This is a genomic window from Acidovorax sp. IB03 (assembly GCF_016406015.1).
Classification (GTDB): Bacteria; Pseudomonadota; Gammaproteobacteria; order Burkholderiales; family Burkholderiaceae_C; genus Acidovorax; species Acidovorax temperans.
Genome location: NZ_JAEFCH010000035.1, coordinates 1 through 25911, shown reverse-complemented (window position 1 = coordinate 25911; position 25911 = coordinate 1). Strand labels below are relative to the sequence as shown.

General features: G+C 64.9%; 19 protein-coding genes and 1 pseudogene. 8 read left to right on the top strand and 12 right to left on the bottom strand.

The annotated features are described in order from the left end of the window. Positions 1-9 precede the first annotated feature (9 nt). The 7 genes from IHV84_RS16240 to IHV84_RS16210 all read right to left on the bottom strand — a co-directional run bounded on the left by IHV84_RS16240 (position 10) and on the right by IHV84_RS16210 (position 9566). Positions 10-2445, bottom strand: a complete 2436-nt coding sequence (locus tag IHV84_RS16240) for a penicillin acylase family protein (RefSeq protein ID WP_198847627.1) — start codon at positions 2443-2445, stop codon at positions 10-12. 96 nt (positions 2446-2541) lie between these two features. Continuing rightward, the gene (locus IHV84_RS16235; protein ID WP_198847626.1) at positions 2542-3582 is read right to left on the bottom strand and encodes an adenosine deaminase; all 1041 of its coding nucleotides are present in this window, start codon (positions 3580-3582) and stop codon (positions 2542-2544) included. A gap of 166 nt (positions 3583-3748) precedes the next feature. Continuing rightward, complete coding sequence (locus tag IHV84_RS16230) at positions 3749-4909, bottom strand: BMP family ABC transporter substrate-binding protein (protein WP_198847625.1); 1161 nt, start codon at positions 4907-4909, stop codon at positions 3749-3751. Between the two features lie 55 nt (positions 4910-4964). Continuing rightward, complete coding sequence (locus IHV84_RS16225) at positions 4965-5885, bottom strand: ABC transporter permease (protein WP_142084958.1); 921 nt, start codon at positions 5883-5885, stop codon at positions 4965-4967. Continuing rightward, positions 5885-6955: an ABC transporter permease gene (locus tag IHV84_RS16220; protein WP_198847624.1), complete on the bottom strand. Its 1071-nt coding sequence runs from the start codon at positions 6953-6955 to the stop codon at positions 5885-5887. Before IHV84_RS16220 ends, IHV84_RS16225 begins: the two co-directional genes overlap by 1 nt. Then, positions 6948-8543 carry an ABC transporter ATP-binding protein gene (locus tag IHV84_RS16215; protein ID WP_198847623.1) on the bottom strand — a complete coding sequence of 532 codons (1596 nt, stop codon included), beginning with the start codon at positions 8541-8543 and terminating at the stop codon, positions 6948-6950. Before IHV84_RS16215 ends, IHV84_RS16220 begins: the two co-directional genes overlap by 8 nt. Positions 8544-8633: 90 nt before the next feature. After that, positions 8634-9566, bottom strand: a complete 933-nt coding sequence (locus tag IHV84_RS16210; protein WP_198847622.1) for a LysR family transcriptional regulator — start codon at positions 9564-9566, stop codon at positions 8634-8636. Here IHV84_RS16210 and IHV84_RS20830 point away from each other — a divergent pair. From IHV84_RS20830 to xdhB, 4 genes and pseudogenes are all read left to right on the top strand, one after another. Further along, positions 9528-10265 (top strand): annotated as a pseudogene (locus IHV84_RS20830) (2Fe-2S iron-sulfur cluster-binding protein); the annotation flags it as partial. The gene IHV84_RS16210 and the pseudogene IHV84_RS20830 sit on opposite strands and share 39 nt — an antisense overlap. Then, positions 10204-10356 carry a hypothetical protein gene (locus IHV84_RS20825; RefSeq protein ID WP_370541309.1) on the top strand — a complete coding sequence of 51 codons (153 nt, stop codon included), beginning with the start codon at positions 10204-10206 and terminating at the stop codon, positions 10354-10356. The pseudogene IHV84_RS20830 and the gene IHV84_RS20825, both read left to right, overlap by 62 nt. Then, the gene (locus IHV84_RS20820; protein ID WP_370541308.1) at positions 10329-11399 is read left to right on the top strand and encodes an FAD binding domain-containing protein; all 1071 of its coding nucleotides are present in this window, start codon (positions 10329-10331) and stop codon (positions 11397-11399) included. The genes IHV84_RS20825 and IHV84_RS20820 overlap by 28 nt, the downstream gene beginning before the upstream one ends. A gap of 59 nt (positions 11400-11458) precedes the next feature. After that, complete coding sequence (xdhB, locus tag IHV84_RS16200) at positions 11459-13747, top strand: xanthine dehydrogenase molybdopterin binding subunit (protein ID WP_198847643.1); 2289 nt, start codon at positions 11459-11461, stop codon at positions 13745-13747. Between the two features lie 20 nt (positions 13748-13767). Here the strand turns inward: xdhB and IHV84_RS16195 are convergent, their stop codons facing one another. After that, positions 13768-15864 (bottom strand): diguanylate cyclase domain-containing protein, encoded by a 2097-nt coding sequence (locus IHV84_RS16195; protein ID WP_233100070.1) that lies wholly within the window; start codon positions 15862-15864, stop codon positions 13768-13770. Positions 15865-16221: 357 nt separating this feature from the next. Beyond that, the gene (locus IHV84_RS16190; RefSeq protein ID WP_044398896.1) at positions 16222-16845 is read right to left on the bottom strand and encodes a Crp/Fnr family transcriptional regulator; all 624 of its coding nucleotides are present in this window, start codon (positions 16843-16845) and stop codon (positions 16222-16224) included. Positions 16846-17212: 367 nt separating this feature from the next. Between IHV84_RS16190 and IHV84_RS16185 the strand changes: the two genes are divergently transcribed. Further along, positions 17213-18250 carry a porin gene (locus tag IHV84_RS16185; RefSeq protein WP_044398897.1) on the top strand — a complete coding sequence of 346 codons (1038 nt, stop codon included), beginning with the start codon at positions 17213-17215 and terminating at the stop codon, positions 18248-18250. A gap of 310 nt (positions 18251-18560) precedes the next feature. After that, the gene (locus IHV84_RS16180; protein ID WP_233100069.1) at positions 18561-20408 is read left to right on the top strand and encodes a phosphodiesterase; all 1848 of its coding nucleotides are present in this window, start codon (positions 18561-18563) and stop codon (positions 20406-20408) included. A 27-nt stretch (positions 20409-20435) separates the two neighbouring features. Here IHV84_RS16180 and IHV84_RS16175 read toward each other — a convergent pair whose 3' ends face one another. Both IHV84_RS16175 and xdhC read right to left on the bottom strand, forming a co-directional pair. After that, complete coding sequence (locus IHV84_RS16175; RefSeq protein ID WP_198847620.1) at positions 20436-21662, bottom strand: urate hydroxylase PuuD; 1227 nt, start codon at positions 21660-21662, stop codon at positions 20436-20438. 218 nt (positions 21663-21880) lie between these two features. After that, positions 21881-22687: a xanthine dehydrogenase accessory protein XdhC gene (xdhC, locus tag IHV84_RS16170; protein ID WP_370541306.1), complete on the bottom strand. Its 807-nt coding sequence runs from the start codon at positions 22685-22687 to the stop codon at positions 21881-21883. A gap of 152 nt (positions 22688-22839) precedes the next feature. Here xdhC and IHV84_RS16165 point away from each other — a divergent pair, with 152 nt between their 5' ends. Then, complete coding sequence (locus IHV84_RS16165; RefSeq protein WP_066785113.1) at positions 22840-23307, top strand: hypothetical protein; 468 nt, start codon at positions 22840-22842, stop codon at positions 23305-23307. 137 nt (positions 23308-23444) lie between these two features. On the opposite strand, the gene uraH is transcribed toward IHV84_RS16165, so the two are convergent. Then, positions 23445-23795: a hydroxyisourate hydrolase gene (uraH, locus tag IHV84_RS16160; RefSeq protein ID WP_198847618.1), complete on the bottom strand. Its 351-nt coding sequence runs from the start codon at positions 23793-23795 to the stop codon at positions 23445-23447. Positions 23796-24005: 210 nt separating this feature from the next. Here uraH and ggt point away from each other — a divergent pair, with 210 nt between their 5' ends. Then, positions 24006-25790 (top strand): gamma-glutamyltransferase, encoded by a 1785-nt coding sequence (ggt, locus tag IHV84_RS16155; RefSeq protein ID WP_198847617.1) that lies wholly within the window; start codon positions 24006-24008, stop codon positions 25788-25790. Positions 25791-25911: the final 121 nt, after the last annotated feature.

The window sequence follows — 25911 nt, the reverse complement described above, 5'->3', positions numbered from 1 at the left end:
GTGCAGGAATTACTCGCGCACGGTGACCGTCGTGTAGTCCTTGCTCGACGTGATTTCCGCTTCGGAGAACGGCACGCGCAGCCACTGCTTGGCGCCGTAGGCCTTGGTGTAGTCACCGTAGTGCGCCGAGCCCGGGTCGTCCGACAGCGAGAAAGTCAGCAAGGTGTGCGCCTCCACACCGCCCGCAGGGAAGCTGACCACCTGCATGTAGCTGTTGCCATGCGGCAACCCATCCATGCTGTAGCCACCCTTGTCGATCGGGTTCTCGGAGCAGGTGATCGTGAAGTAGCCCACGCCACCGCAGCCGCCGTACAGCGGAATCTTGACGCCGCCGCGCGTGGCGAACAGGATCTCGCCGCGCGGTGCATCCATGGCAAACCCGCTGGCCTGCACTTTCTGCACCGCCGCGCCGAAGGCCTGGCGCAGAGCGTCGCTGGCACTGGGCTTCAGATCGCGTGGCGTGTTCAGCGGGTCGGCTGCATCGAATGCAACGGCGTAGAGCTGGGTTGCCGGCACCGTCACGCGGCTCCAGAACTCGTCCCACACATGCGAGCCGCGCGAGGCCACGTTGCCCGCGTTGTCCCAGGCGCGCAAGGCCGCGCAGGCGGCTGTCACGTCAACATTGCCTGCGCCGGTCACGGCGATCTGCGGCGTGGTGCACACCATGTCCAGCGCTTGTATTTTGAAGCGCTCGGCGCTGAAGACGCGGCTGTTGAGCACCATCTGGCGCACGATCTCGCTGGTGGCCTTTTTGCCGGCATAGCCATCGGTGCCCGCGAGCCGCTCCAGCGCCATGGTGTGGCCCAGGCGCGTGCGCAAGCTTTGTTCCACGGTGCCGGCGGGGCCGAAGATCGGCGGGAAGCCCGTGAGCGGCGCCGTGGCGTTGGCCAGCCAGTAGCTGTCGTTCATATTGCCGACGTAGTCATCGCGCTGCAGGCTGGGCATGCGCGACGGGCCGATGGCGCCCTTTTGCGCCGAATCGGCATCGGTTTGCCAGTCGCAGGCGCTGCGTGCGCCGTCAAAGAAGGGCACGTTGGGCAATGCCGCCGCCATGGCCTTGCCAAAGGGCGTGGTGCAAGCGGCCGTCTGGTCGGGCGACACATTGGGCACGGCGCCAATATCGGCATACCAGGCCTTGGCGCTGCCCCGGCCCACCGCCACGGTGTTGACCCACGGAATGGCCGATTCCTGCTTCTGGATGGCGATGAACTCGTCGAGCGATTTGGCCTGGTTCCAGCGCATCCAGTTGCGGAAGGTACGGTAGTTGTCGCCGTTGATGTCGCGGATGGCAAAGGCCGTGGTCTGGTTCCAGGCCAAGGCGGGGTTGAGCAGAGCCATGTTCACCAGGGGGCCGAACTCCGACTTGTAGAGCGTGCGCGTGACCGGCGCGACCACCCCGGCGGCGTCCCTGACCTGCACCGTAATGGGGTTGGCCACCATCTTGACGGCCTTGCCATCGCGTTGGTAGCTGGTCGGGTCGCCGGGCGTGAGCGAGAGCTGGAAGAAGCCGAAGCGGCGCGCGGTGGACACCGTGTGGCTCCAGGCCACGTTGTCGTTAAAGCCGATCAGCACTACCGGCATGCCCAGGAAGGAGGCGCCGCTCACATTGAGCTCACCCGGAATCGTCAGGTGCGACTGGTAGAAGCGGTCCGGCCCCTTCCAGTACCAGTGCGGGTTGCCAAACATCACGCCGCTGTCCGCGCCCGTGGCCGCCGTGCCAAAGCCGTACATATTGCTGCCGATGCCCACGGTGCCGCCGACCTGCAGCTGCGGCGCCTCGGTGCGGGATGGGTCGAACACGGCGGACGCCAGCTGCACACTCTTGCCCGCCGGGGCCGCCTGGGCAAGCGGCGCGCCCGCGTTGGCAATAGGTGCGACGAAGTTGCTGTAGCCGCCGGCCAGGTTGGCCGCGTACATGCGGCGCCAGATATCCTGCACCGTGATGGGCTTCACCCAGGCCTCGGTACGGCAGGCGGCGTGGGCCTTGCCGGCGGCCTTGGCATCGCGCAGGTAGCGGTTGTAGCCAGCCGCAAAGCCCTCCACCATCTTGCGCAGGTTCTCGGGCTGGGCTGCGGCCATGGTGCCCACCACGTCGGCGGACAGCACATGGCGATGGAAGAAGTCGGAGTCGATGTTGCGCGGCTGGCCGATCGTACTGGAGTAGGCCAGCAAGGCGCTGCCACCAAAATACTGCGAGCGCTCGCCCCGGTAGGTCAGGAACGAATCGGCCATGGTGCACAGGTTGTCTTCGGCCTGCGCGTAACCGGAACCGTAACCCACCCCCGCCCAGCTGTCGGCCTTGATGTGCGGCACGCCCATGGCGGTGCGGCGGATCTCGGCGTTGTAGGTGCTGCTGTCGCCATCACTGCCGCCACCACAAGCGGTCAGCGCGGCCAAGGCCAGCAAGGAAAGCGGCTTGGTGCCGCTCCGGATGAAATCTCGCATTCTTTGTCTCCTTTTGCGCCCTCTACACGGGGCTTCGAAAGTATAAACGTTACAGCGCGTTTTTGCAGCTTCCTGGCTGAGCCCCGCCGCCAGAACTCACGCGAAGGCGTGGATATGCGCCTGCAGGCGTGCAATCAGTTCGGCTTTGCGCGGGGCGGGGAGAAAGCTGGCCTCAAAACTGTTGAACGCCAGCTGGTAAGCGTGCCGGGCTGTCATGTCTGTTGCGGCAAACACCTGGGTGAAGTTCTCGTTGATGTAACCACCAAAGTAGGCCGGATCGTCCGAGTTGACGGTGGCGCACAGGCCAGCGTCCAACAACTGGCGCAGGTTGTGGTTCTTGAGGTCGGGAAACACGCACAGCTTCTGGTTTGACAGCGGGCACACCGTGAGCGGGATGCGGTCTTGCGCCAGGCGCTGCATCAGGGCGGCGTCGTGCATGGCCTGCACGCCATGATCGATGCGCTCAACCTTGAGCACATCGAGCGCGCTCCAGATGTAGGCGGGCGGCCCCTCTTCGCCCGCATGGGCCACCAGGTGCAGTCCCAGTTCACGGCAGCGCGCAAAGACGTGGGCGAATTTTTCTGGCGGATGCCCCAGCTCGCTGCTGTCCAGGCCCACGCCGACGATCTTGTCGAGCAGGGGCTGCGCCTGCTCCAGCGTTTCAAAGGCCGAGGCCTCGCTGAGGTGGCGCAAGAAGCACAGGATCAGTGTGGAACTGATGCCCAGCTCGGAGCGCGCGTCCTCACAGGCGCGGTGCAGGCCGTTGATCACCGTCTCGATCGCCACGCCGCGTGCGGTGTGGGTCTGAGGGTCAAAGAAAATCTCTGCATGCGCTACGTTATCCATAGCAGCTCGCGCAAGGTAGGCGCGGGCCATATCGTAAAAATCCTGCTCATGCAGCAAAACGCTGGCCCCGGCGTAGTAGATGTCCAGAAAGCTCTGCAGGTTGGTAAAGGCATAGGCCTGCCGCAGGGCCTCTACGCTGGCATAGGGCAGCGGAACATCGTTGCGCTGCGCCAGGGCAAAGATCAGCTCGGGTTCGAGCGAGCCTTCAATGTGGATATGCAGTTCGGCCTTGGGCATGGCCCGCAGCAACTCTTGCAGTCGCCGTGCGAAAACAGGGGGCACTTTAAACATCAGCAGACTCCAAAAATGATGCCGCTTTGCTTGCAACAGCGGCGCATGGCACATGATGCCTTGTCGGCAGCGGTATGCAAACCGCACACCGCGCAGCGCAGCCACTGCCAGCCAAAAAAAGGCCGCCCGAAGGCGGCCAGGGTGAGACGGTCAGCCAGCGCAGCGCTTACTTTTTGTCGCCGCCGGGGATCTTGCCTTCCACGCCCTTGACGTAGAAGTTGATGCCCCCCAGGAACTTGTCGTCGGCCACCACGTCTTTTTCCAGCACGGGCTTGCCGTCCTGGCCCACGATGGGGCCCTTCCAGATGGCGAAGCTGCCGTCTTTCAGGCCTGCCTTGATGGACTCGACCTTGGCCTTGGTATCGGCCGGCACGTCGTCAGCCATGGAGACGATGTCGATGGCGCCTTCCTTCACGCCCCACCAGTTCTGGCCCGTGGCCCAGGTGCCTTCCAGCGCATCCTTGGTGGCCTTGATGTAGTAAGGACCCCAGTTGATGACGGCAGAAGCCAAGTGGGCCTTGGGACCGTAGGCGGTCATGTCGCTGTCCCAGCCAAAGGCGCGCTTGCCCTTTTCCTGGGCCGTCTTGAGCACGGCGGGCGAGTCGGTGTTCTGGAACAGCACGTCGGCGCCGCCATTGATCAGGCTGGTGGCGGCTTCGGTTTCCTTGGGTGGGCTGAACCATTCGTTCACCCACACCACCTTGGTCTTGATCTTGGGGTTGACCGACTGCGCACCCAGCGTGAAGCTGTTGATGTTGCGGATCACTTCAGGGATGGGCACCGAGCCGACCACACCCAGGGTGTTGGACTTGGTCATGGCCCCAGCGATCACGCCGGCCATGTAGGCGCCTTCGTAGGTGCGGCTGTCGTAAGTGCGCACGTTCTCGGCCGTCTTGTAGCCCGTGGCGTGCTCAAACTTCACGTCCTTCAGGTCGCCTGCGATCTTCTGGATGGACTCCATGTAGCCAAAGGTGGTGCCAAAGATCAGCTTGTTGCCCTGGCCAGCCAGGTCGCGCAGCACGCGCTCGGCGTCGGCGGATTCGGGAACGCTTTCCACAAAGCTGGTCACCACCTTGTCGCCAAATTCCTTCTCGATGGCTTTGCGGCCGTTGTCGTGCGCAAAAGACCAGCCGCCGTCGCCCACAGGGCCCACGTAGGCAAAAGCGATCTTCAGTGGCTCGGGCTTGGGTGCTGGGGCTTCAGCCGCAGGAGCTGGGGCGGGAGCAGGCGCGGGCTCTTCCTTCTTGCCGCAGCCCACCATGGCAGCAGCCGCCAGGGCAGACAGTGCCGCCACTTTGAACAACGAACGCTTTTGCAAATCGGTCATGTCGATTCCTTGTGAGAAAACTGTGAAACGGGAGGAGAAAAACGAAAAACAGCCATTATGAGCCGGGGTAAAACGGCTTGCCGAGAGACGCGGGCATGTTCACACGAATCCAGGTGGGGTTGCGTGAGATCAGGGCCAGCACCACGATGGTGGCCAGGTAGGGCAGCATGCTCAGCAACTGGCTGGCCACCTGCACGCCTGTGGCCTGCAAATGGAACTGCAGCATCGTCACCCCACCAAACAGATACGCACCAAGCAATACCCGTGCCGGGCGCCAGGTGGCAAAGGTGGTGAGCGCCAGCGCAATCCAGCCACGCCCGGCCACCATGCCCTCCACCCACAGCGGCGTGTAAACGGTAGAGATGTAAGCCCCGGCCAGCCCGCACAGCGCGCCGCCCGCCACCACAGCCAGCAGCCGGATGCGGCGCACGGGGTAGCCCAGCGCGTGGGCAGACTCGGGCGACTCGCCCACCGAGCGCAGCACCAAACCGGCGCGCGACCGATACAGGAACCACACCAGCGCCAGCACCAGCAGCATGGTGAGGTACACCAGCGGGTGCTGCTGAAACAGCGCAGGCCCTACCAGCGGAAGATCTCCCAGCACGGGAATGGCGTACTTGGGTAGCTCTGGCAACTTGGCCTGCACGTAGCTGATGCCCGCAAACGCCGAGAAGCCGACGCCAAACAGGCTCAGCGCCAGCCCCGTGGCGTACTGGTTGGTGTTGAGCCAGATGACCAGCACACCGAAGATGGCCGCCAGCAATGCCCCCGCGGCCATGCCTGCAGCAAAGCCCAGCCAAGTGTTGCCCGTGTGCACCACGGTGGCAAAGCCTGCGATGGCGGCGCAGAGCATCATGCCTTCAGCCCCCAGGTTGACGATGCCCGCCTTTTCGTTGATGAGCAGGCCCAGGGCCGCAATGGCCAGCACGGTGCCCGCACTCAGCGTGGCGCCGATAAGGAGTGCATACGATTCCATCACTTGCCTCCCTTCGCGGCCACCCAGCGGATGCGGTAGGCAATCAAGGTGTCGCAGGCCAGCAGCGTGAACAGCAGCAGCCCCTGGAATACGCCCGTGAGCGATTTGGGCAGACCCAGGCGCGACTGCGCCAGTTCACCGCCGATGTAGAACATGCTCATCAAAATGGCCGATAGGATCATGCCCACAGGGTGCAGGCGCCCCACAAAGGCCACGATGATGGCCGCGAAGCCATAGCCTGCAGGCACGTAGGGCGTGAGCTGGCCAATGGGACCAGCCACTTCCAGCGCACCCGCCAGGCCCGCCGCACCACCCGAAATCAGCAGTGCAGTCCACAGCGCCCGGCGCGATGAAAAGCCTGCATAGCGCGCTGCTGCGGGGGCCAGCCCACCCACCTGCTGGGCAAAGCCCGCCCGCGTGCGGAACAGAAACACCCACAGCGCCGCCGCCCCAGCGAGCGCCAGCAGCAACCCGATGGACACGCGCGAGCCCTGCATCAGGCGCGGGATCTGCGTGACCTTTTCGAACGTCTTGGTCTGCGGAAAGTTGTAGCCCATGGGGTCCTTCCACGGGCCATAGACGAGGTAGCCCAGCACCAGCGTAGCCACATACACCAGCATCAGGCTGACCAGGATTTCATTGGCATTGAACTTGTCGCGCAGCAGCGCCGTGAGCCCCGCCCAGGCCATGCCGCCCAGCACCCCGGCCAGCAAGATGGCGGGCACGATCCACGGCCCGGTGGTCTTGTCGGCCAGCAGGGCAACGCCACCTGCCACTACCGCGCCGATCACAAACTGCCCTTCGGCGCCGATGTTCCACACATTGGAGCGGAAACACACGGCCAGCCCCAGCGCAATGAGCAGCAGCGGCGTAGCCTTGACCATGAGCTCGCCCAAGGCGTACTGCGACTTGATCGGCTCCCAGAAGAACACCTGCAGGCCCCGCACCGGGTCTTTGCCCAGCGCCATGAACAGGGCGATACCAATGATCACCGTCACTGCCAACGCCAGCAGCGGCGAGCCGTAAGTCCACAGGCGAGAAGCCTGGGGGCGCGGTTCCAGCTTAAACATGCTGAGCCCCCTTCTCTGTAGCCTGCTGCGCAGACTGCGCCAGATGGGCTTGCACATCGGCATGCCACAGGCCGCTCATCCACTCGCCAATGCGCTCCACCGTGGCCTCAGCACGCGGCACGGAGGGAGACAAATGCCCCTTGGCCACCACATGCAGCCGGTCGCAGATTTCAAACAATTCGTCCAGCTCCTCACTCACCACCAGCACGGCGCAGCCCGCATCGCGCAGCGCCAGAATCGAGCCGCGAATCTGCGCAGCCGCACCCACGTCCACCCCCCAGGTGGGCTGCGAGACGATGAGCAACTTGGGATTGGCGTCGATCTCGCGCCCCACGATGAACTTTTGCAAGTTACCGCCCGACAGCGACTTGGCCGCGGCATGGGGGCCACCGGCCTTCACATTGAAGCGCCGGATGATGTCCTCAGCGTGCTTTTGCAACGCCCCGACCTTGATCCAGCCGCTGCCGCTGACCGAGTCAGTGCGCGTGAGCAGCAGGTTGTGCGCCAAGCCCATGGTGGGCACGGCGCCACGGCCCAGGCGCTCCTCGGGCACAAAGTGCAGGCCCAAAGCGCGGCGCTGGGCAGGACCCATGCGCCCCGCGTTCTGGCCTGCGACCTGGACGCTGGCCGCATCGGCCCGCTGGTCTTCGCCAGACAGTGCGTACAGCAGCTCCTTCTGCCCATTGCCCGACACCCCGGCAATGCCCACCACTTCGCCCGCCTTGACCTCGAACTCCACATCGATCAAGTCCACGCCAAACTGGTCGGCGCGCGGCAGCGACAGGTTTTGCACCCGCAGCACCGTGGCACCGGCTTGCGCCGGGCGGTGCTCCAGCGCAGGCGGCTCGGCGCCAATCATCAGGCGCGACAGAGAGGCGTTTGTTTCTTCCGCAGGGTTACACACCCCGGTGACCTTGCCGCCCCGCAGCACGGTGCAACCGGTGCACAGCGCGCGAATTTCGTGCAGCTTGTGGCTGATGTAGAGAATGCTGCAGCCCTCGCTGGCGAGCTTGCGCAGCACCACAAAGAGCTTTTCCACTGCCTGGGGCGTAAGCACTGAAGTGGGCTCGTCCAGGATCAGCAGCTTGGGGTTGGTGAGCAGGGCGCGGATAATTTCCACGCGCTGCATCTCGCCCACGCTCAAGGTGTGCACAGGGCGCAGGGGGTCGATGTCGAGGCCGTATTCGGCGGCCTTGGCGGTGATGCGGCTGGTCACTTCGGCCAGCGTCTGGCTCTTGTCCAGGCCCAGCCATACGTTTTCGGCCACCGTGAGGGTGTCGAACAGGCTGAAATGCTGGAACACCATGGCAATGCCCAAAGCCCGTGCCTCTTGCGGGTTGCGCACCTGCACGGCTTGGCCGTTGAAGTGCACGCTGCCTTCGTCGGGCTTGACCGAGCCGTAGATGATTTTCATCAGCGTGGACTTGCCCGCGCCGTTTTCGCCCAGCACGGCGTGGATTTCGCCGGGCTGCACCGTCAGCGACACACCGCTGTTGGCCACCACGGCCGGGTAGCGCTTGGTGATGCCCGCCAGCTGCAGCCGTGGCGGCGCCGCACCAGGCGCTGAAGGAATGGGGGGAGAACTCATGCGGGGATTGTCTCTCAGAATTACAACTTGTTATCTCTGGGCGTATAGGGGCAAATCTTGCCTTGCGGCTTTGTCAGTATGCGCAAGCAGCTATTCTTTTCGTAGCGACGCGGCGACGGACTTGACCGTATCCCGCAACCAGATGGCCGCAGCCGAGTGGTGGGTGCGCGCATGCCACAGCTGGTAATACATCAATCTTGGAAACGCCACCGGGCTGGGCAAGATGGCCAGCGGCAGCTGCGCCGTGAACCGTTCACAGAACTGGCGCCCCGTAGTCAGGACGAGCAGGCTGGAGGCCACGATGTGCGGAATGGCACTGAAATGCGCGCAGCGTGCGGTGATGTTGCGCGCCAGGCCCAGGCTGTCCAGGTGTGCATCGATCACGCCACGCGCGCCGGGGTGGGTGGGCGTGGGGGCGATGTGTTCGGCGGCCAGCCAGTCGGCCTCGGTCCAGCCCCGGCGCACGGCGGGGTGGTCCTGGTTCACCAGGCACACCACCTCGTCGCCAAACAGGCGGCCCATGTGCAGGTCATCCGGCGGCTGGGGCCAGTTGCCAATCACCACATCCACATCGCCCTGGGCCAGGTGGGCGTGGTAATGCGCATCGGCCGACAGGGGCAGGATTTCAATCGGGCACAGGGGGGCTTGGGCCTTGATACGGGCCACCAGCTGGGGCAGGAAGAGCGGGTCCAGATAGTCGCTGGCCGCCACACGGAAGGTTCGGGTGGCCGTGCGCGGGTCAAACCCCCGCGCATCAGAAAACAGTGCCTCGGCCGAGCGCAGGATCAGCGCGGCGGGCTCCACCATGCGCAGGGCAGCGTCGGTAGGCATCATGCTGGCGCCTGATCGCACCAGCAGCGGGTCGCCCGCCAGGTCGCGCAAGCGCTTGAGCGCGGCCGACACCGCTGGCTGGTGCATGCCCAGGCGGACGGCGGCCCTCGATACGCTGCGTTCAGTGAGCACGGTGTGCAAGACCCTTATGAGATGGAGGTCTATCTTGTCGAAAAGGGCTTGGTCTCTCATAGCGGTAGGGGCATGGCTGTCATAAGCTTGCGCGTATGCCGATGGTGGCGCTGCGTTCTACCCTCTGCGGGGCTTTCAAAGATCAAAGAAGCGTTTGTCATGACCACAAGACCCTTGCAATTCCTGCGCCGAGGCCAGCCCGTGGCGCTGGGCAATGTACCACCCGACCGCACCTTGCTGGAGGTGCTGCGCGAGGACCTCGGCTGCACCGGCACCAAGGAAGGCTGCGGCGAAGGCGACTGCGGCGCCTGCACCGTGGTGCTGGGCGAGGCTGATGGCCACGGCAAGGTGCGCTACAGCGCTGTGAACAGCTGCATCCGCCTGGCCCATTCGGTTGACGGGATGGCGCTGTGGACGGCGGAAGATCTGGCCGAAGACCCACTGATCCAGCCGGTGGCCACGTTTCACAAACCGTCGCGAGCGGACGGCGGGCTAGGCGCACGGAGCGCAGGAACCGGAATGGACATGCAGGTCCATGAGGATTCTGACGAGCGGGAAGGAAAGGGCCCCGCATCCCCTTCCGGCGCAACAACGCCCCCCGTTCGCGCAGCAGGTTTGCATCCGGCGCAAGAGGCGATGGTGCAGTGCCACGGCTCTCAGTGCGGCTTCTGCACGCCCGGCTTTGTGATGAGCCTGTTTGGCATGTACCAAAACCGGGTGTGCCAGGGCCAGAGCATCTCGCGCGCACAGGCACAACAAGACCTTTCAGGAAACCTTTGCCGCTGCACGGGCTACCGCCCCATTCTGGACGCAGCCCAGCAAATGGCCCAGCTGCCCCCCATGGCCGTGAACGAAGCCGAATTGCTACAAAAACTAGAGCTGCTAGCGCTTACCCCACAAGCGCCAGAGGCCAATTTGGCTTACATCGCCCCCACCACCCAGGCCGAACTGCTGGCCGCCCGCGCTGCCCACCCCCAGGCGCAAGTGGTGGCTGGCGCCACCGATGTAGGCCTGTGGGTGACCAAGCAACACCGCCAGTTGGCCCAGGTGCTGGACGTGACCCGCGCCGCCGAGCTGCGCCGCATCGACGACACCCCTGAACACATCGCCATCGGCGCCGCCGTGACGCTGACCGAGGCGTTTGCCCGGCTCACCGCCCAGTGGCCCAGTCTGGCCGAGTTTGCCCACCGCTTTGCGGGCCTGCCCGTGCGCAACTCGGGCACGCTGGGGGGCAATGTGGCCAACGGTTCGCCCATTGGCGACTCCATGCCGCTGCTGATCGCTCTGCGTGCCCAGGTGGTGCTGGCCAGCCAGGCGCGGGGCGAGCGAGCGCTGCCGCTGGAAGCCCTTTACACCGGCTACCGCCAGAACGTGATGGCGCCCGACGAATTGCTGGTGCGTATCGTGGTGCCCAAACCCTCACCCACCGAGTCCGAGCCGCCGCCGGGCCGCCCCAAGGCGGCGAGCGCCCCCACGGGGGGCAGCGACGACACGCCAGTGCGGAGCGTGGGGGCCAACATCTTGCAGGCATACAAAATTTCCAAACGCTTTGACGACGACATCTCTGCCGTGTGCCTGGTGCTCAACCTCGACACCGCAGATGGCACGGTGCAGCGCGCCAGCATCGGCGCGGGGGGCGTGGCGGCCACCCCGGTGCGTGCACAACAAACCGAAGCCGCGCTGCAAGGCCAGCCCTGGACCGAGGCCACCGTGCAGCAAGCCATGCGCGTGCTGCAGGCCGAGTTCAGCCCCATCTCGGACATGCGCGCCAGCGGCGACTATCGCCGCACGGTGCTGGGAAATCTGCTGCAACGCTTTTGGCTGGAGAGCCTGGGCGGCGCCCCGGCCAGCATCGCGCAGCTGCAGGCGACCCACTTGGAGAGCGCACTGTGAAACCTTCCACCAACCATACCGTGCCAGACACCGCCCTGCCCGCCCCCGCACGCGCTGCCATGGGGCAATCACACTTCCACGAGAGCGCCCGCGCCCAGGTGGCGGGCGCTGCGCACTACATCGACGACCTGCCCGAGGTGAAGGGCACGCTGTACGCGGCGCCCATCCTCTCCACCGTGGCCCACGGCACGCTCAACGGCGTGGATGCCAGCGCCGCCCTGGCCCTGCCCGGTGTGCGCGGCGTGGTGCTGGCAGCCGACGTGCCCGGCGACAAGATCCTGGCCGCATTCGGGCACGACGAGCCTGTGTTTGCGGTGGATAGTGTGCAGTTTGTCGGCCAGGTGATCGGCCTGGTGGTGGCCGATTCGGTGATGCAGGCGCGCCGCGCCGTGCGCGCCGTCAAGCTCGACATCACGCCCCTGCCCGCTGTGCTGACGGTGCAAGACGCACTGCAGGCACAAAGCTATGTGCTGCCGCCGGTGTTTGTGCGCCGGGGCGATGCGGCCACAGGCCTCGCGCAATCGGCACACCGCCTGCAAGGCGCGTTCGAGGTGGGCGGGCAAGAGCACTTTTATCTGGAAGGCCAGATCGCCTACGCCCTGCCGCTGGAGCAAAAACAGTGGTGGATCTACTCCAGCACCCAGCACCCCGGCGAAGTGCAGCACTGGGTAGCCCACGCGCTGGGCATTGATAACCATGCGGTCAAGGTGGAATGCCGCCGCCTGGGCGGCGGCTTTGGCGGCAAGGAAACACAGGCCGGCCACCTGGCCGTGTGGGCCGCTGTGGCGGCTAACAAGCTGGGCCGCCCGGTCAAGCTGCGGCTGGACCGGGACGAAGACTTCATGGTCACCGGCAAGCGCCACCCGTTTGCGTACGAGTACGACGTGGGCTTTGACGACACCGGCCGCATCACGGGCCTGAAGCTGCAAATGGCCGCCAACTGCGGCTTCAGCGCCGACCTGTCCGGCCCCGTGGCCGACCGGGCCGTGTTCCATGCCGACAACGCGTATTTCCTGAGCGATGTAGAGATTGCCTCATACCGCTGCAAGACAAACACCCAGAGCCACACAGCGTTCCGAGGCTTTGGCGGCCCGCAGGGCGTCATCGTCATCGAAGCCATCCTGGGCGATATCGCCCGTGCCCTGGGCCGCGACGCGCAAGACGTGCGCCTGGCCAACCTGTACGGGCGCGATGCCAGCGAGGGCCGCAATGTCACCCACTACCAGATGGCGGTGGAAGACAACATCCTGCATGCGCTGCTGCCGCAGCTGGAGCAGATCGCCCGCTACCGCCAGCGCCAGGCCGACATTGCTGCGTGGAACGCGCAAAGCGCGGTGCTCAAGCGCGGCATCGCCATCACCCCGGTCAAGTTCGGCATCAGCTTCACGGCCACGCTGTTCAACCAGGCAGGCGCGCTGGTGCATGTGTACACCGATGGCAGCGTGCAGGTGAACCACGGCGGCACCGAAATGGGCCAGGGCCTGCACACCAAGGTGGCGCAGATCGTGGCCGATGAGCTGGGTGTGCCGCTGCACCGTGTGCTGGTGACCGCCAGCGACACCAGCAAGGTGCCGAATGCCAGCGCCACCGCGGCCAGCAGCGGCACCGACCTGAACGGCCGCGCCGCCCAATATGCCGCGCGCCATGTGCGCGACAACCTGGCATCTTTCGTATGCGGGCTGGACGGCTGCGGCGCCGGGACCATCCGTTTTGTGGGCGGGCAGGTCATCTCGCCCAAAACCGTGCGCAGTTTTGACGCCGTGGTGAAAGAGGCGTATGCCAACCGCATCCAGCTGTGGAGCGACGGCTTTTATCGCACGCCCAAAATCCACTACGACAAGGCCACCCTTACCGGCCGGCCGTTCTACTACTTCAGCTACGGCGCAGCCTGCGCTGAGGTGGTGATCGACACCCTGACGGGCGAGAGCCGTGTATTGAAGGTAGACATCCTGCACGACGTGGGGCACAGCATCAACCCGGCCATCGACGTGGGGCAGATCGAGGGCGGCTTCGTGCAAGGCATGGGCTGGCTCACTACCGAGCAACTGGTGTGGAACGACAAGGGCTACCTATCGACCCACGCCCCCAGCACCTACAAAATTCCGGCCACGGGCGATATTCCCGAGCACTTCAAGGTGGATCTGTGGCCCGAGGCCAACCGCGAGGACAACGTGGGCGGCAGCAAGGCGGTGGGCGAGCCGCCCTTCATGCTGGCGATCAGCGTGTATGAGGCGCTGCGCAATGCCATCGCCGCGGGGCGCAGCGGCGAAGCGTCAGCAAAACCGGTAGTGTTGACGGCCCCTGCCACGGCCGAGAACGTACTGAGGGCGCTGGGGCACTTGAGTTGACGCAGTTCCCTGATAGCGGGTCAGGCCGGGCCCAGCGCCACACGCCCTGACGCCGAAGTCTCGCGGGCACGGCCCGTCTGTACCCGGTTGCGCCCCGCACGCTTGGCGTCGTAGCACGCCATGTCGGCAGCGTACAAGACGGAAGCCACGTCTTGCATGGACGCTTCCAGAGCCAGCAGACCAATACTCATGCTGAGGGTGAAGCTGCTGCCCTGGTACGACGGTGCCCAGGCCTGCACCGCCTGGCGCAGTTGCTCTGCCACCGCCTGGCCTCGCGCCAAGGCACAGCCTGGCAGCACCACGGCAAATTCGTCGCCGCCCATGCGGGCAGCCCAGCCCAGCTGTCGCACTTGGGATTCCAGCAGCCGCGCCACGTGGCGCAGCGCATCGTCGCCCGCGTCATGCCCCGCCAGGTCATTCACCACGGTGAAATGGTCCAGGTCCATGAACAACACCACGCCCTCGCCTGCAGCCGCAGCATGCGGCGCCGCACCGTCATCGCGCAAACGGGTGGCGCGCTCGGCCAGCAGGGCTCCCAGACGCTCGTCAAACGCCGCACGGTTGAACAGCTGGGTCAGCGCATCGTGCTCGGTCTCCCAGGCCTTTTGCTGCTGCGCCTCGCGGGCCGCGGTGATGTCTTCCAGAATCCACACCGTGCCGCCGTCAATGGACCCAGCCCCCACGCCCCGCCCCTGTACGCGCGCCCACACGGGACTGCCGTCCTTGCGCATGAAGCAAACGTCGCCATCAAACGCGCCGTGCACCGCAAACTCGGCCTGCACCCTGGCGCCAGCGCGGGCATATTCTTCAGAGGAGGCGTAGATGGTGCGCGCGGGCTTGCCTTGCAGTTCGGCAGGGGTATAGCCCAGCATCAGGCAGGTTTGCCGCCCCACCACCTCCAGCACGCCGTGGCGCGTGATGACGATACCGACCGAGGCGTGGTCCAGAATCGCCTGAAACTGGCTGCCCAGCGTGGACTGTTGCTCCGCATGCTGGCTGCCCTGGCGCGCCAGCCGCTCCAGCGCCTGAACCAGGTCACCCACTTCACCACGCACCCGGGGCCACTGCACGCCCCCCTGGGTGTCGCCCTGCAGCAGTTGCTGTGCAGCCAGCCGCAGCCGGGCCAGGGGTTGGGCCATCCACCCCAGCAGCAGCACCAGCAGCGCGGCGCCAGCGCTAAGGACACCGGCCACGGTCCACCATGCATCGCGTTGCGCACCCGCCAGCGGCGCCAGCAAAGCGCGCGAATAACTGACCCGGGCAACCACCCACTGGGGCAGCGGCATGCCCGCCATGCTGACGATGTGGTCGGGCATCACCTGCGTGATGCCTCGGCCCACCAGCGGCTGGGCTTGCTGCAGCCACTGCGCATACACCGCTGACAACCCCGCCTCGTCCCGCACATTGCCCAGCACCCGGGTGGGGTCAGAATGCGACAGGATGGTTCCGTCCCGCGAGAACACCACCAGCCGCGAATCGTCTCTTTCAGGGAGCGCCATGGAAGGCGGCAGCAGGCTTTGCGATTGCAGCTTGAGGGCACCGCCCACAGCCCCCAGCACGGAGCCATCTTCCCGGTGCATGGGCATGGTGAAAGTCACCCGGGCGTCGCCTGTTCCGCCGGCCACCAGCTCCGATACCTGGGGCTTTCCATCGGCCAGGGTGCGCCGCAGCACATCGCGTTCGGCAGGCTCCAGTGAGGCTGCGGCCACAGGCCGGCCCCCGCGCAGGTTGAGCAGCATGGCACCGTCGCTGCCCACCACCTGCACCGCATCAAAAAAGCCCAGGGCGGGCAGCGCAAGATACTGCCGCTGGTCGTCAAAAAAACTGGAATCCTGCATGCGCGGCGTGACACCTGCAGCCATGGTGCGCAACACCTTCTGGCTCTGCTCCATCTTGCTGGCCAGCAGGCGCGCAATCACTTCGACCTCGTCGGTCTGCTGCGCTACCACACGGCGCATCGCCTCTTGGCCCGACACCTGGGACATATGCCAAGCGGCGCCAGCCCCCGCCAGCACCATGGCGCACACCGCCACCAGAATCATGCGCAGCACCCAAGGCCCGGGCATATGCCAGGACGGAGCTTCGAAAGGCTGTGCTGGAGCAGGGCGTGGGGTCATGGCGCGCCCGCAGAGATAAGCAACAGCACTCTGCCGCAACCGCACGCCAACCTGCCTGCGCAAGCCGTGGCGCGCATAACATGGGCTGGGTAGTCAGGTGGCAGGCTGGGCATAAAGGCTGGTGATGGCAGCAAGGCTTCCAGCAAATATACGCAGTACATCCAGGGCCACGCTTGGGTGGAACCCTCATCAAATCACACGGAGAAACCCTTAGGGCAACTGGGCTTTGCAAGGTCCCAACGCAGGGCACCGACAGGGGATGGCCGCAGTGTAGACACAGCCGCCAGCCAATGGCAAACGCGCTGAAAACCAGCGCGTTCGTCCCTCAAGATTCAGCGATTCAGTGCTGCAATGTTGTCAGCTACCTGCCATGGTTTGCAGCGCCAGAGGCTGCGGCAGGTTCAGCACATTGCCTGTGCCGTGGATAAGACCCATCTCGCGCAGATGACGAAGTACGCGCGAGAAGGTTTCCGGGGCGATGCCCAGCTGCGCCGCAATCAGGCGCTTGCGCTGGTGCAGCGTGACGCGCATGGTGCCGGACGCATCCTGCTGGGCATGGTTCAGCAACCACTGGGCACAGCGTGTTTCCGCGTCGTGGGCCAGGCGGCTCACCGCCAGTTCAGACTGCTGGCGATAGCCCGACGCCATGTCGAGCAGCAGGCCACGCGCCCCTTCGGGCATGGCGGCCAAGCTTTGGCGGAACTCCGCAATCGGTACCCGGCGCAACTGCACACGCGTTTCAGCCACCATGTCCACCGGCAAGGGCAGACCAAGCAACGCCGATGCAGCGTCGAGCCAGAACGGGCCTTCTACCGCACCCAACTGGTGCCGCAGGTAGCCTTCTTCGTAGAAGCCGCGCAGCACCCTCCCGCTTTCCAGGTGCAGCACAGAGGTGAGCACCTCATTACGCCTGCGCAGCACTTCGCCGGCGGCAAATACTTCCGTCTGGACGGGCAAGGAAAATAAGTTGGATGGCAGCATGCGATTGAATGTGCCGCCGCAGGCCGCAGAAGGCTTTGAGCAAGATCAAAAGCCGCGCGGAACCTACCCCGATTAGCTCAAAGCCCGCAGCCATGCCCCTTTGGCGGACGTGCATCCCGTGCTCAATCCTGTGCATTCAGCGCATAGCGCCCTCTTACGGTGCCGACCCCTGCGGCCAAAAGTGACAATATGCAACCGCCGGGATGCAAAGCCAGGGCACAAAACTTGCTCAGCCTTATGGCATGCAAGCGAAGTGCGCCACCAGGCGGCCATCGGCAGCGCCACAGCGGCCGAGAGCGCAATGGCGCAACTTCCCAAGCATTCATTTTTGACTTTGTTTACAACCCTTCCCAACCCAGGAGAACCCATGAAAAAAAACCTGTTGGCACTGTCCCTTTCGCTGGGCGGCGTGCTGCTGTGCGCTGGCGGCGCCCATGCCCAGAGCTCGGTTGAAGTGTCCGGTCTGGTCGATGTGTTTGCCGGCTCCATCAAAAACTCTGGCGATGCAGGCCGCAAGTCGGTGGTCGATAGCGGTGGCCTCACCACATCCTGGTTTGGCTTCAAGGGCACCGAAGACCTGGGCGGCGGCCTCAAGGCCAACTTCCAGCTGACCTCGTTCATCAAGGTGGACACTGGCAGCCAGGGCCGCTTCGCCAACGACACCTTCTTCTCGCGCGATGCCAACGTCAGCCTCTCGGGCAGCTTTGGCTCGGTGATGCTGGGCCGCTGGATGGCGCCCAACTTCCTGCCCTCCGTGGTGGGCAACCCGCTGGGCGACTCGTTCACCTTCTCGCCCCTGATCCTGCACATGAACGTGCCTTTGTTCAACGGCACAGGCTGGGGCGCCACCACGCCTTCTGACACGGGCTGGAGCAACCAGCTGGTGTACAGCACACCCAACATCGGCGGCTTCAAGGCCAACCTGCAGTACCAGTTTGGCGAGCAGGCCGGCAACAACGGCAAGAAGAACGTGGGTGCCAATTTCTTCTACTTTGGCGGCCCGCTGACGCTGACCGGCTTCTATGAACGCGACCAGATCAGCAACCCCGGCGCAGGCAGCTACCTGGGCACCACCAAGAAAGACTGGATGCTGCTGGGCGCCTATGACTTCGGCGTGGTGAAGCCCTTTGTGAGCTATGGCCAGGCCAAGGCCGACAACAGCCCGAACAAGGCCAAGACCGTGCAACTGGGCGCCTCGGTGCCCGTGGGCCCCGCGGGCAAGGTGCTGGTCGAATGGGTGAAGACCGACCTGTCGCAAACCAAGGTGGATCGCAAGACCTACACGGTGGGCTACGACCACTTCCTGTCCAAGCGCACCGACGTGTACGCCATGTTCATGGGCGACAAGATCACCAACCAAACCTCTGGCACCAGCTTTGGCGTCGGCATTCGCCACCGTTTCTAAAGCGGCTTGGGATAGGCGGGTAGCGCGCTGCGGCTGCTCGTCTGCTCCATCACGATGTGCCAAGGGGCCTGTTTCAGGCCCCTTTTTCTTGGGTGACTTTGCAACAAGGCAACCCCTCAAATACACAAGGCGAATTGGCATCCAGCGCTTAATACAAAAGCGCAATCAGCTATACATTTAATAGCAAACCAGGAGCTACAGCGCCCACCGCAGCCTGGTGAAGGCTCCTCATCCCTCTTTTGCCACTTGTAACTACCTTGTCACAAGCCGCCGCTATCGTCAGCCCCTGCTCAGGGATTCAACACAAGCGATGCAAAACACACAGTGCAGCCGACGGGAAGCGATGGTGGCGCAACTGTCGCCCGCTGCACGCCATGGCACAGGCCCGCTGGCGGGCTTGATGCGCGATGGCGCGCTGCATTGCGTTTTTCAGCCCCTTGCCGATCTGCGCGAGGGCAGCGTCTATGCCCATGAGGCACTGATCCGAGGCCCCCAGGGCGGCCCCTGGCACGCACCCGACGCCCTGCTGGCGCAGGCCCGCAGCGAGGGCGTGCTGCAGGATTTCGAGCTGTTCTGCGTTTTCACCGCGCTGGAACAATGGAGCGCCCAGGCCACGCCAGGGCGCCTGTTCGTGAACATCAGCGCTGACGCTCTGGTCCACGGCGTGGGCATGGTGGGCATGGCCAAGCTGGGCGAAGCGGTGCGCAGCTGCGGCCTCAATGCGCGGATGCTGGTGCTGGAAATTACCGAGCACGAGCGCGTGACCAACATGCCCCTGCTGCGCGAAGCCATTGACGCGGTGCACGCCTGCGGCGCCCGCATGGCGCTCGATGACTTTGGCGATGGCCGCTCCAGCCTGCGCTTGTGGTCCGAGGTGAAGCCCGACTTCGTGAAGATCGACAAGTACTTCATCCGCGAGATCAGCGACCGCCCCGAAAACCTGCAGATGCTGCAAGCCATCAAAGGCATTGCCGATGTGTTTGGCACCACGCTGGTCGCCGAAGGCATCGAAACCCAGGACGACCTGCGCGCCCTGCGGGACCTGGACATACCCTACGGCCAGGGCTGGCTGCTGGGGCGGCCCGCAGCCATGGCGCGTGAAACCATCGAGGGTCCGGCCCTGGATGTGCTGCACGACCGCCGGGTGGCCGTGCTGCCGCACCTGGGGCAAACCGCGCGCCCCAGCATCTTGCGCAGCCTGCGCGTGGTGCAGGCCCCGCCCGTCACGCCCACCACGACCAATGACGCGGTGGCCGCGATGTTCCACGAACGCACCGAACTGCACGCGCTGGCCGTGGTGGACGGCACGCAGCCCGTGGCCCTCATCAACCGCCAGCAGTTCATGAACCACTACGCCACGCTGTACTTCCGCGAAGTGCACGGGCGCAAGCCCTGTCTGGCGTTTGCCAACACCGCGCCGCGCGTGGTGGAGCAAGACTGCGATGTGGAGCAGCTCATGGGCATCCTCACATCGCAAGACCAGCGCTACCTGAGCGACGGCTACATCGTGACGGACAACGGCCGCTACATCGGCCTGGGCACGGGCGACCAACTGGTGCGCGCCGTGACCGAAACGCGCATCGAAGCGGCCCGCCACGCCAACCCGCTCACGTTCTTGCCGGGCAACATCCCCATCAGCCTGCACATGCAGCGGCTGCTGGACAACGGCACCGAGTTCGTGGCCTGCTACGCCGACCTGAACCACTTCAAGCCCTTCAACGACCACTACGGCTACTGGCGCGGCGACCAGATGATCCGGCTGGTGGCGCGCCTGGCCACCATGCACTGCGATGCGCGGCGCGACTTTGTGGGCCATGTGGGTGGGGACGATTTCATGCTGATCTTCCAGAGCAGCAACTGGCGCCAGCGCTGCAAAAACATCATCCAGGACTTTGGGCGCGAAGCGCTGGCCCTGTTTGACGAATCAGCCCGGCGGTCTGGCGGCATCCACTCTGAAGACCGGCACGGCGTGCGCAGGTTCTTCCCGTGCACCACCTTGGCGGTGGGTGCGGTTCACGTCACGCCGGGGAGCTTTCGCCACGCGGAAGAAGTGGCCAACGTGGCCGCCACCGCCAAGCACGAAGCCAAACAAACCGCTACCGGCTTGGTGCTGCACACCGGAATGCCCGCCGCAGACCTGAACATGCTGGTGGCGTGAGCGCGGCCAGCCTCTGAAAAACACCCGTCAAGGCACCAGCGCCCCCGCCTCAAACCAGCGGCCAATCAGCGCACGCTCGGCATCGGTAATCTGCGTGGCATTGTTCATGGGCATCAGCTTTTGCACCACCACCTGCTGGTAGATGGCCTGGGCGTTTTGCCGAACCAGGGTCGGCTCGTCCAGCCGCAGGTTCTTCATCTGCACTTGCGCACCATGGCAGGTGTAGCAGCGCTGCTCCAGCACGCCCCGCACCGCAGCAAAATCAGCCTTTGCATCATTTTGGCCTGCAGCGCTTGTGGCGCTTGCGCTGCCAGCTACTGAAACAGGAGCAGGCCGCATCCACACCATGGCCCCCACGATCACGGCCACGCCCACCAGCGCATACGGCAGCGGGTTGCCGTTGCGGCCCAGCTTGTAGCCGTGGCGCATCACGAAAAACTGGCGAATGGCGGCGCCCGCAAACATCATCAGGATGAGCGCCAGCCAGTTTTGCGGGTGGTTCCAGGTAAAGCTGTAGTGGTTACTCAGCATGGCAAACAGCACCGGCAGCGTGAAGTAGGTGTTGTGCACGCTGCGCTGCTTGCCGCGCTTGCCGTGGATGGGGTCCACTGGCTGCCCCGCCTTGATCTGCGCCACCACCGTGCGCTGGCCGGGGATGATCCAGAAGAACACGTTGGCGCTCATGGCCGTGGCGATCATCGCGCCCACCAGCAAAAAGGCCGCGCGGCCTGCAAACCAGTGGCAGGCCAGCCACGAGGCCACGCACACCAGCACGAAGACCAGCGCGCCCACGATGGCGTCGCCGTTCTTGCGCTGGCCAAAGATGCGGCAGATGGCGTCGTACAGCAGCCAGAACACCACGAAGAAGGCGAGCGCCACGATGATGGCGGTGGCGGGCGCCCAGTCCATCTTCGATTTATCAATGAGGTAGGTGCTGGCGCTGTAGAGGTACGACACCGTGAACAGCGCAAAGCCGCTGAGCCAGGTGCTGTAGCTCTCCCAAAAGAACCAGTGCAGGTGCTTGGGCAACTGCGGCGGTGAGACATTGAACTTGACCGGGTGGTAGAACCCGCCGCCGTGCACGGCCCACAGCTCACCGCTCACGCCCTGCTTTTTGAGGTCTTCGTCTTCGGGTGGCGTGAGGCTGCTGTCCAAAAAGACAAAGTAGAACGACGAGCCAATCCAGGCAATGGCGGTAATGACATGGACCCAGCGCAACAGCAGGTTGGCCCAGTCGAGAACGTAGCTTTCCATATCTCAACCTTGGCAGCGCATGGCGCTGCAAACCTGCTCACCACTGCGGGCGCTCTGAGCAGAACACACAGGTCGCGCACCTTGGCTGGCTGGCCTCTCCATACAGGAAGGGCCAGCGGGCCGGGGCACCGCTGCGACCAACACTTACTGACAACACCCGAAGGTGCTTGCACGAATTGTTCCAGATTCCGTGCGTTTCAGATCACCGGCGCAGGTTCTTACGGCGTCAGGGTCTGCAGCAATTGCGCAGCCACCGCCACGGCAATCACTTCGGGCTGCTTGCCGTGGATGCCGGGCACGCCAATCGGGCAAGTCACCTGCGCCAGCTCGGCCGGGCTAAAGCCACGCTCGGCCAGCCGGTGCGAGAAGGTGGCCCACTTGGTCTTGCTGCCAATCAGGCCGATGAAGGGCAAATCCTGCTGCTGCCGCTGGCGGCGCAGGCACGCGGCCACCACGTCCAGGTCTTCGGCGTGGCTGAAGCTCATGATGAGCACGCGCGAGCCCGCTGGCAGCGTGGGCACGGCCAGGTGCACGGGCTCGGAATGCTCGCAGACCACGCCCTCGGGCGGATGGGGCGGGAAGATGCCGTCGCGGCTGTCGATCCACGTCAGCGCAAAAGGCAGCGGCGCCAGCACTCGCGCCAGGGCGTGGCCCACATGGCCGCCGCCAAACAGGGCCACGGGCACGCGCGAGCCTTGCAGGCGGGCGGGCAGGCTGGCGGCATCGGCCGGGCCCAGCGCCTCAAACCGCAGGTGCACCACGCCGCCGCAGCACTGACCCAGGGCGGGGCCCAGGGCATAGCGCACCTGCGGCTCGCCAGGCTCGCCCGCCAGGCGGCTGCGCGCGTCGGCCATGGCCTGGTGCTCCAGGTGGCCACCGCCAATGGTGCCGATCACGCGGTCGGCCAGCACCGCCATCCAGGCCCCGGATTCCCTTGGGGCCGAGCCTTCGGTAGACTTCACGCTCACCAGCCACGCGGTTGCGCCCTTGTTCAGCGCGGCCACCAGCAAACCTACATCCGTCACATCGGCCCTTTCACCTTGAAGGCTGCGCGCGGCGTTACCGCACGCAGCCATTGTGTTTCGAGTTGTCTGACTCCCCCGCCAGCATGCCATCCATTCCACCCCAGCGCGCCACGCGCGCCCAAGGCAACCGTACCAGTTGGTTGCGCTGGCTGCTGGCCAGCGCCATGGCCGCCCTGGCAGCCTGCAAGTCGCCTCCGCCCCAGGCCCCTACGGCACAAGACAGCAAAATGCCCAGCCGGGACACCGCGGCTGGCCCTGCCGCGACGCCTGCACCCAAGGCATCTGCCGCCGCCACCCCGCGCGACTACCGCAAGGACGCTGCCAGCCACCTCTACAGCCACAACCAGCAGCGCATTTACAAGGGCAAGCTGCCGCCCATGCTGTACGCCATTGGCGTGCTGGAAGTGGACATTGACCGCCAGGGCCGCGTAGCCCGCCTGCACTGGACCCGCGCCCCCCGCCACGCGCCCGAGGTAGTGGCCGAGATTGAACGCACCGTGCGCGCTGCCGCCCCCTACCCCACGCCCAGCCGCCTGGGCAAGGTGACCTATACCGACACCTGGCTGTGGGACAAGAGCGGCAATTTCCAGCTCGACACCCTGACCGAAGGCCAGCTCTGACCCATCTGCCGCTATGAAAGCAGGAGCTGCCAGCGCTTTCATCGCGTGCCTTGCAAGGTCAAAAGATACTGAAAGGCGCACTCAAAAAGCGCAAGCAGCTATCAAATAAATAGCGCCTGCTTGCATTCCCCCTGGGCTCAAGACCCCCGGTAGGTCGAATAGCTCCAGGGGCTGACCAGTAGCGGCACGTGGTAGTGCTGGTCGGCATGGGCAATGCCAAAGTCCAGGCTCACCTGGTTCAAGAAATTCGGCTCGGGCAGCGCAACGCCCCGGGCCTTGAAGTAGCCCGCCACATCAAACGTCAGCCGGTAGGTGCCGGTGCGCAGGCTGGCGTTGTCGAACAAGGGCGCATCGGTGCGGCCGTCGTGGTTCAGCACCAGTGACTTGACGAGCGTGGCCTGCTCGCCCTGCGTGGCATACAGGCGCACCGCCATGCCCGCAGCGGGGCAGCCGTGCATGGTGTCTAAAACGTGGGTGCTCAGGCCCATAGGTATCTCCGTATCTCCGCGAGGTGGTTGGCAGGCATCCAAAGTGGTGCAGTGGCCGCCGTGTGCTGACGACAAAGTGTATACAGTTTCTGTACATCCGCAGCCGGTGCTAAAGCCAGTTTCGTGCCACGACCCCTGACGACCCACACCCCACCGAAGCCCCGCAGTCGGCCTACACTTGTGCCACCTATTCTTTAAGGAGGCAAACCCATGAACATCCGGCAAACCCTGCTGTCCGCCAGCCTTGCGCTGGCCCTGGCCAGCCTTGCGGCCTGCAGTGCGACCCCGCCGCAAGCGTCCACCGCGCCTGCTGCAGTGCAACAGACATCCGCTGCCGCAGCCGCCAGCGCAGCGTATGACTTCGACATGGACGTGTTCCACCCCGTGGTGGCCAACAACGGCATGGTGGCCACCGAGCAAGAGCTGGCCTCGCGCATCGGGCTCGATATTCTGAAGGCCGGTGGCAACGCCGTCGACGCCGCTGTGGGCATTGGCTTTGCGCTCGCCGTGGCGCTGCCCAACGCGGGCAACATCGGCGGTGGCGGCTTCATGATGGTGCACGACGCCAAGACCGGCAAATCCGTGGCGCTGGACTTCCGCGAAGTGGCGCCCCTCAAGGCCAGCCGCAACATGTACCTGGACGACAAGGGCAACGTCATCAACGGCAAGTCGCTCTACACCCACTACGCCGTGGGCGTGCCCGGCACGGTGGCCGGCATGGAGCATGCGTTGAAGAAATGGGGCACCATGCCGCTCGACAAGGTGATTGCACCCTCCATCGCGCTGGCAGAAAAAGGTTTCCCCGTGAGCGAGACCCTGGCCAAGATCCTGCGCCAGGAGCAAAAGAACATGGGCAAGTGGCCCGCCACCACCGAGATCTTCTGGAAGGACGGCGCGCCCCTGAAGCGTGGCGACCTGCTGGTGCAAAAAGACCTGGCCCAATCGATGCGCCTGATTGCGCAGCAAGGTGCCAAGGCTTTCTACGAAGGCGCCATCGCCCAGAAGATTGCCGCCGAAATGGCCCCGCACGCCGGTGCCGTGACACTGCAAGACCTGCGCGAATACAAGGTGGCCGAGCGCGAGCCCGTGCGCGGCACCTACCGTGGCTACGAAGTGGTGACCATGCCCCCGCCCTCTTCCGGCGGCACGCACCTGGTGCAAATTTTGAACATGCTGGAGCAGTGGCCCCTGGCCCAGTGGGGCCAGAACAGCGCGCAAACGCTGCACCACATGGCTGAAAGCAGCAAGCTGGCCTATGCCGACCGCTCTGAATACCTGGGTGACCCCGACTTCGTGAAGATCCCCTTGAAGGGCCTGACCTCCAAGCGCTACGCCGAATCGCTGGCCAAGACCATCGACCCCAACCGCGCTCGTCCTGCCAAAGAGATCAAGCCCGGCCAGCCCCAGCCGTACGAAAGCGACCAGACCACCCACTACTCGGTGGTGGACAAGGCGGGCAACGCCGTGGCCGTGACCTACACGCTGAACACCAACTTTGGCAGCGGCATCGTCGCCAAGGGCACCGGCATCTTGCTGAACAACGAGATGGACGACTTCTCGGCCAAGCCCGGCGTGGCCAACGCCTACGGCCTGGTCGGCGGCGACGCCAACGCGGTGGCCGCCAAGAAGCGCCCCCTGTCTTCCATGACGCCCACCCTGGTGCTCAAAGACGGCAAGCCCACGCTGGTGACCGGCAGCCCCGGCGGCGCCCGCATCATCACCACCGTGCTGCAAACCGTGGTGAACACCATCGACTTTGGCAACAACCCCGCCGAAGCCGCCGCGGCCCCCCGCGTGCACCACCAGTGGACGCCTGATGAGCTGCGCGTGGAAAAGGGCCTCTCGCCCGACACGCTGGCCCTGCTCAAGCAACGCGGCCACAACATCGCAGTGAAGCCTTCGATGGGCCGTACGCAGACCATCCAGATCCGCAACGGGCAGCTGTATGGCTACTCCGATCCACGCAACCCCGATGGGCAGACGCTGGGGTACTGAAAACTGCCAAAGCACCAGCGCTGACAGGCGGCTGGTGCCAACGCAGAAAAGGGGCCGCACATTCTGCTAGCCGTTCCGTTAAGGAGTTGCTAAGCGCCCGCCGGGACCTCATTGATTGCCC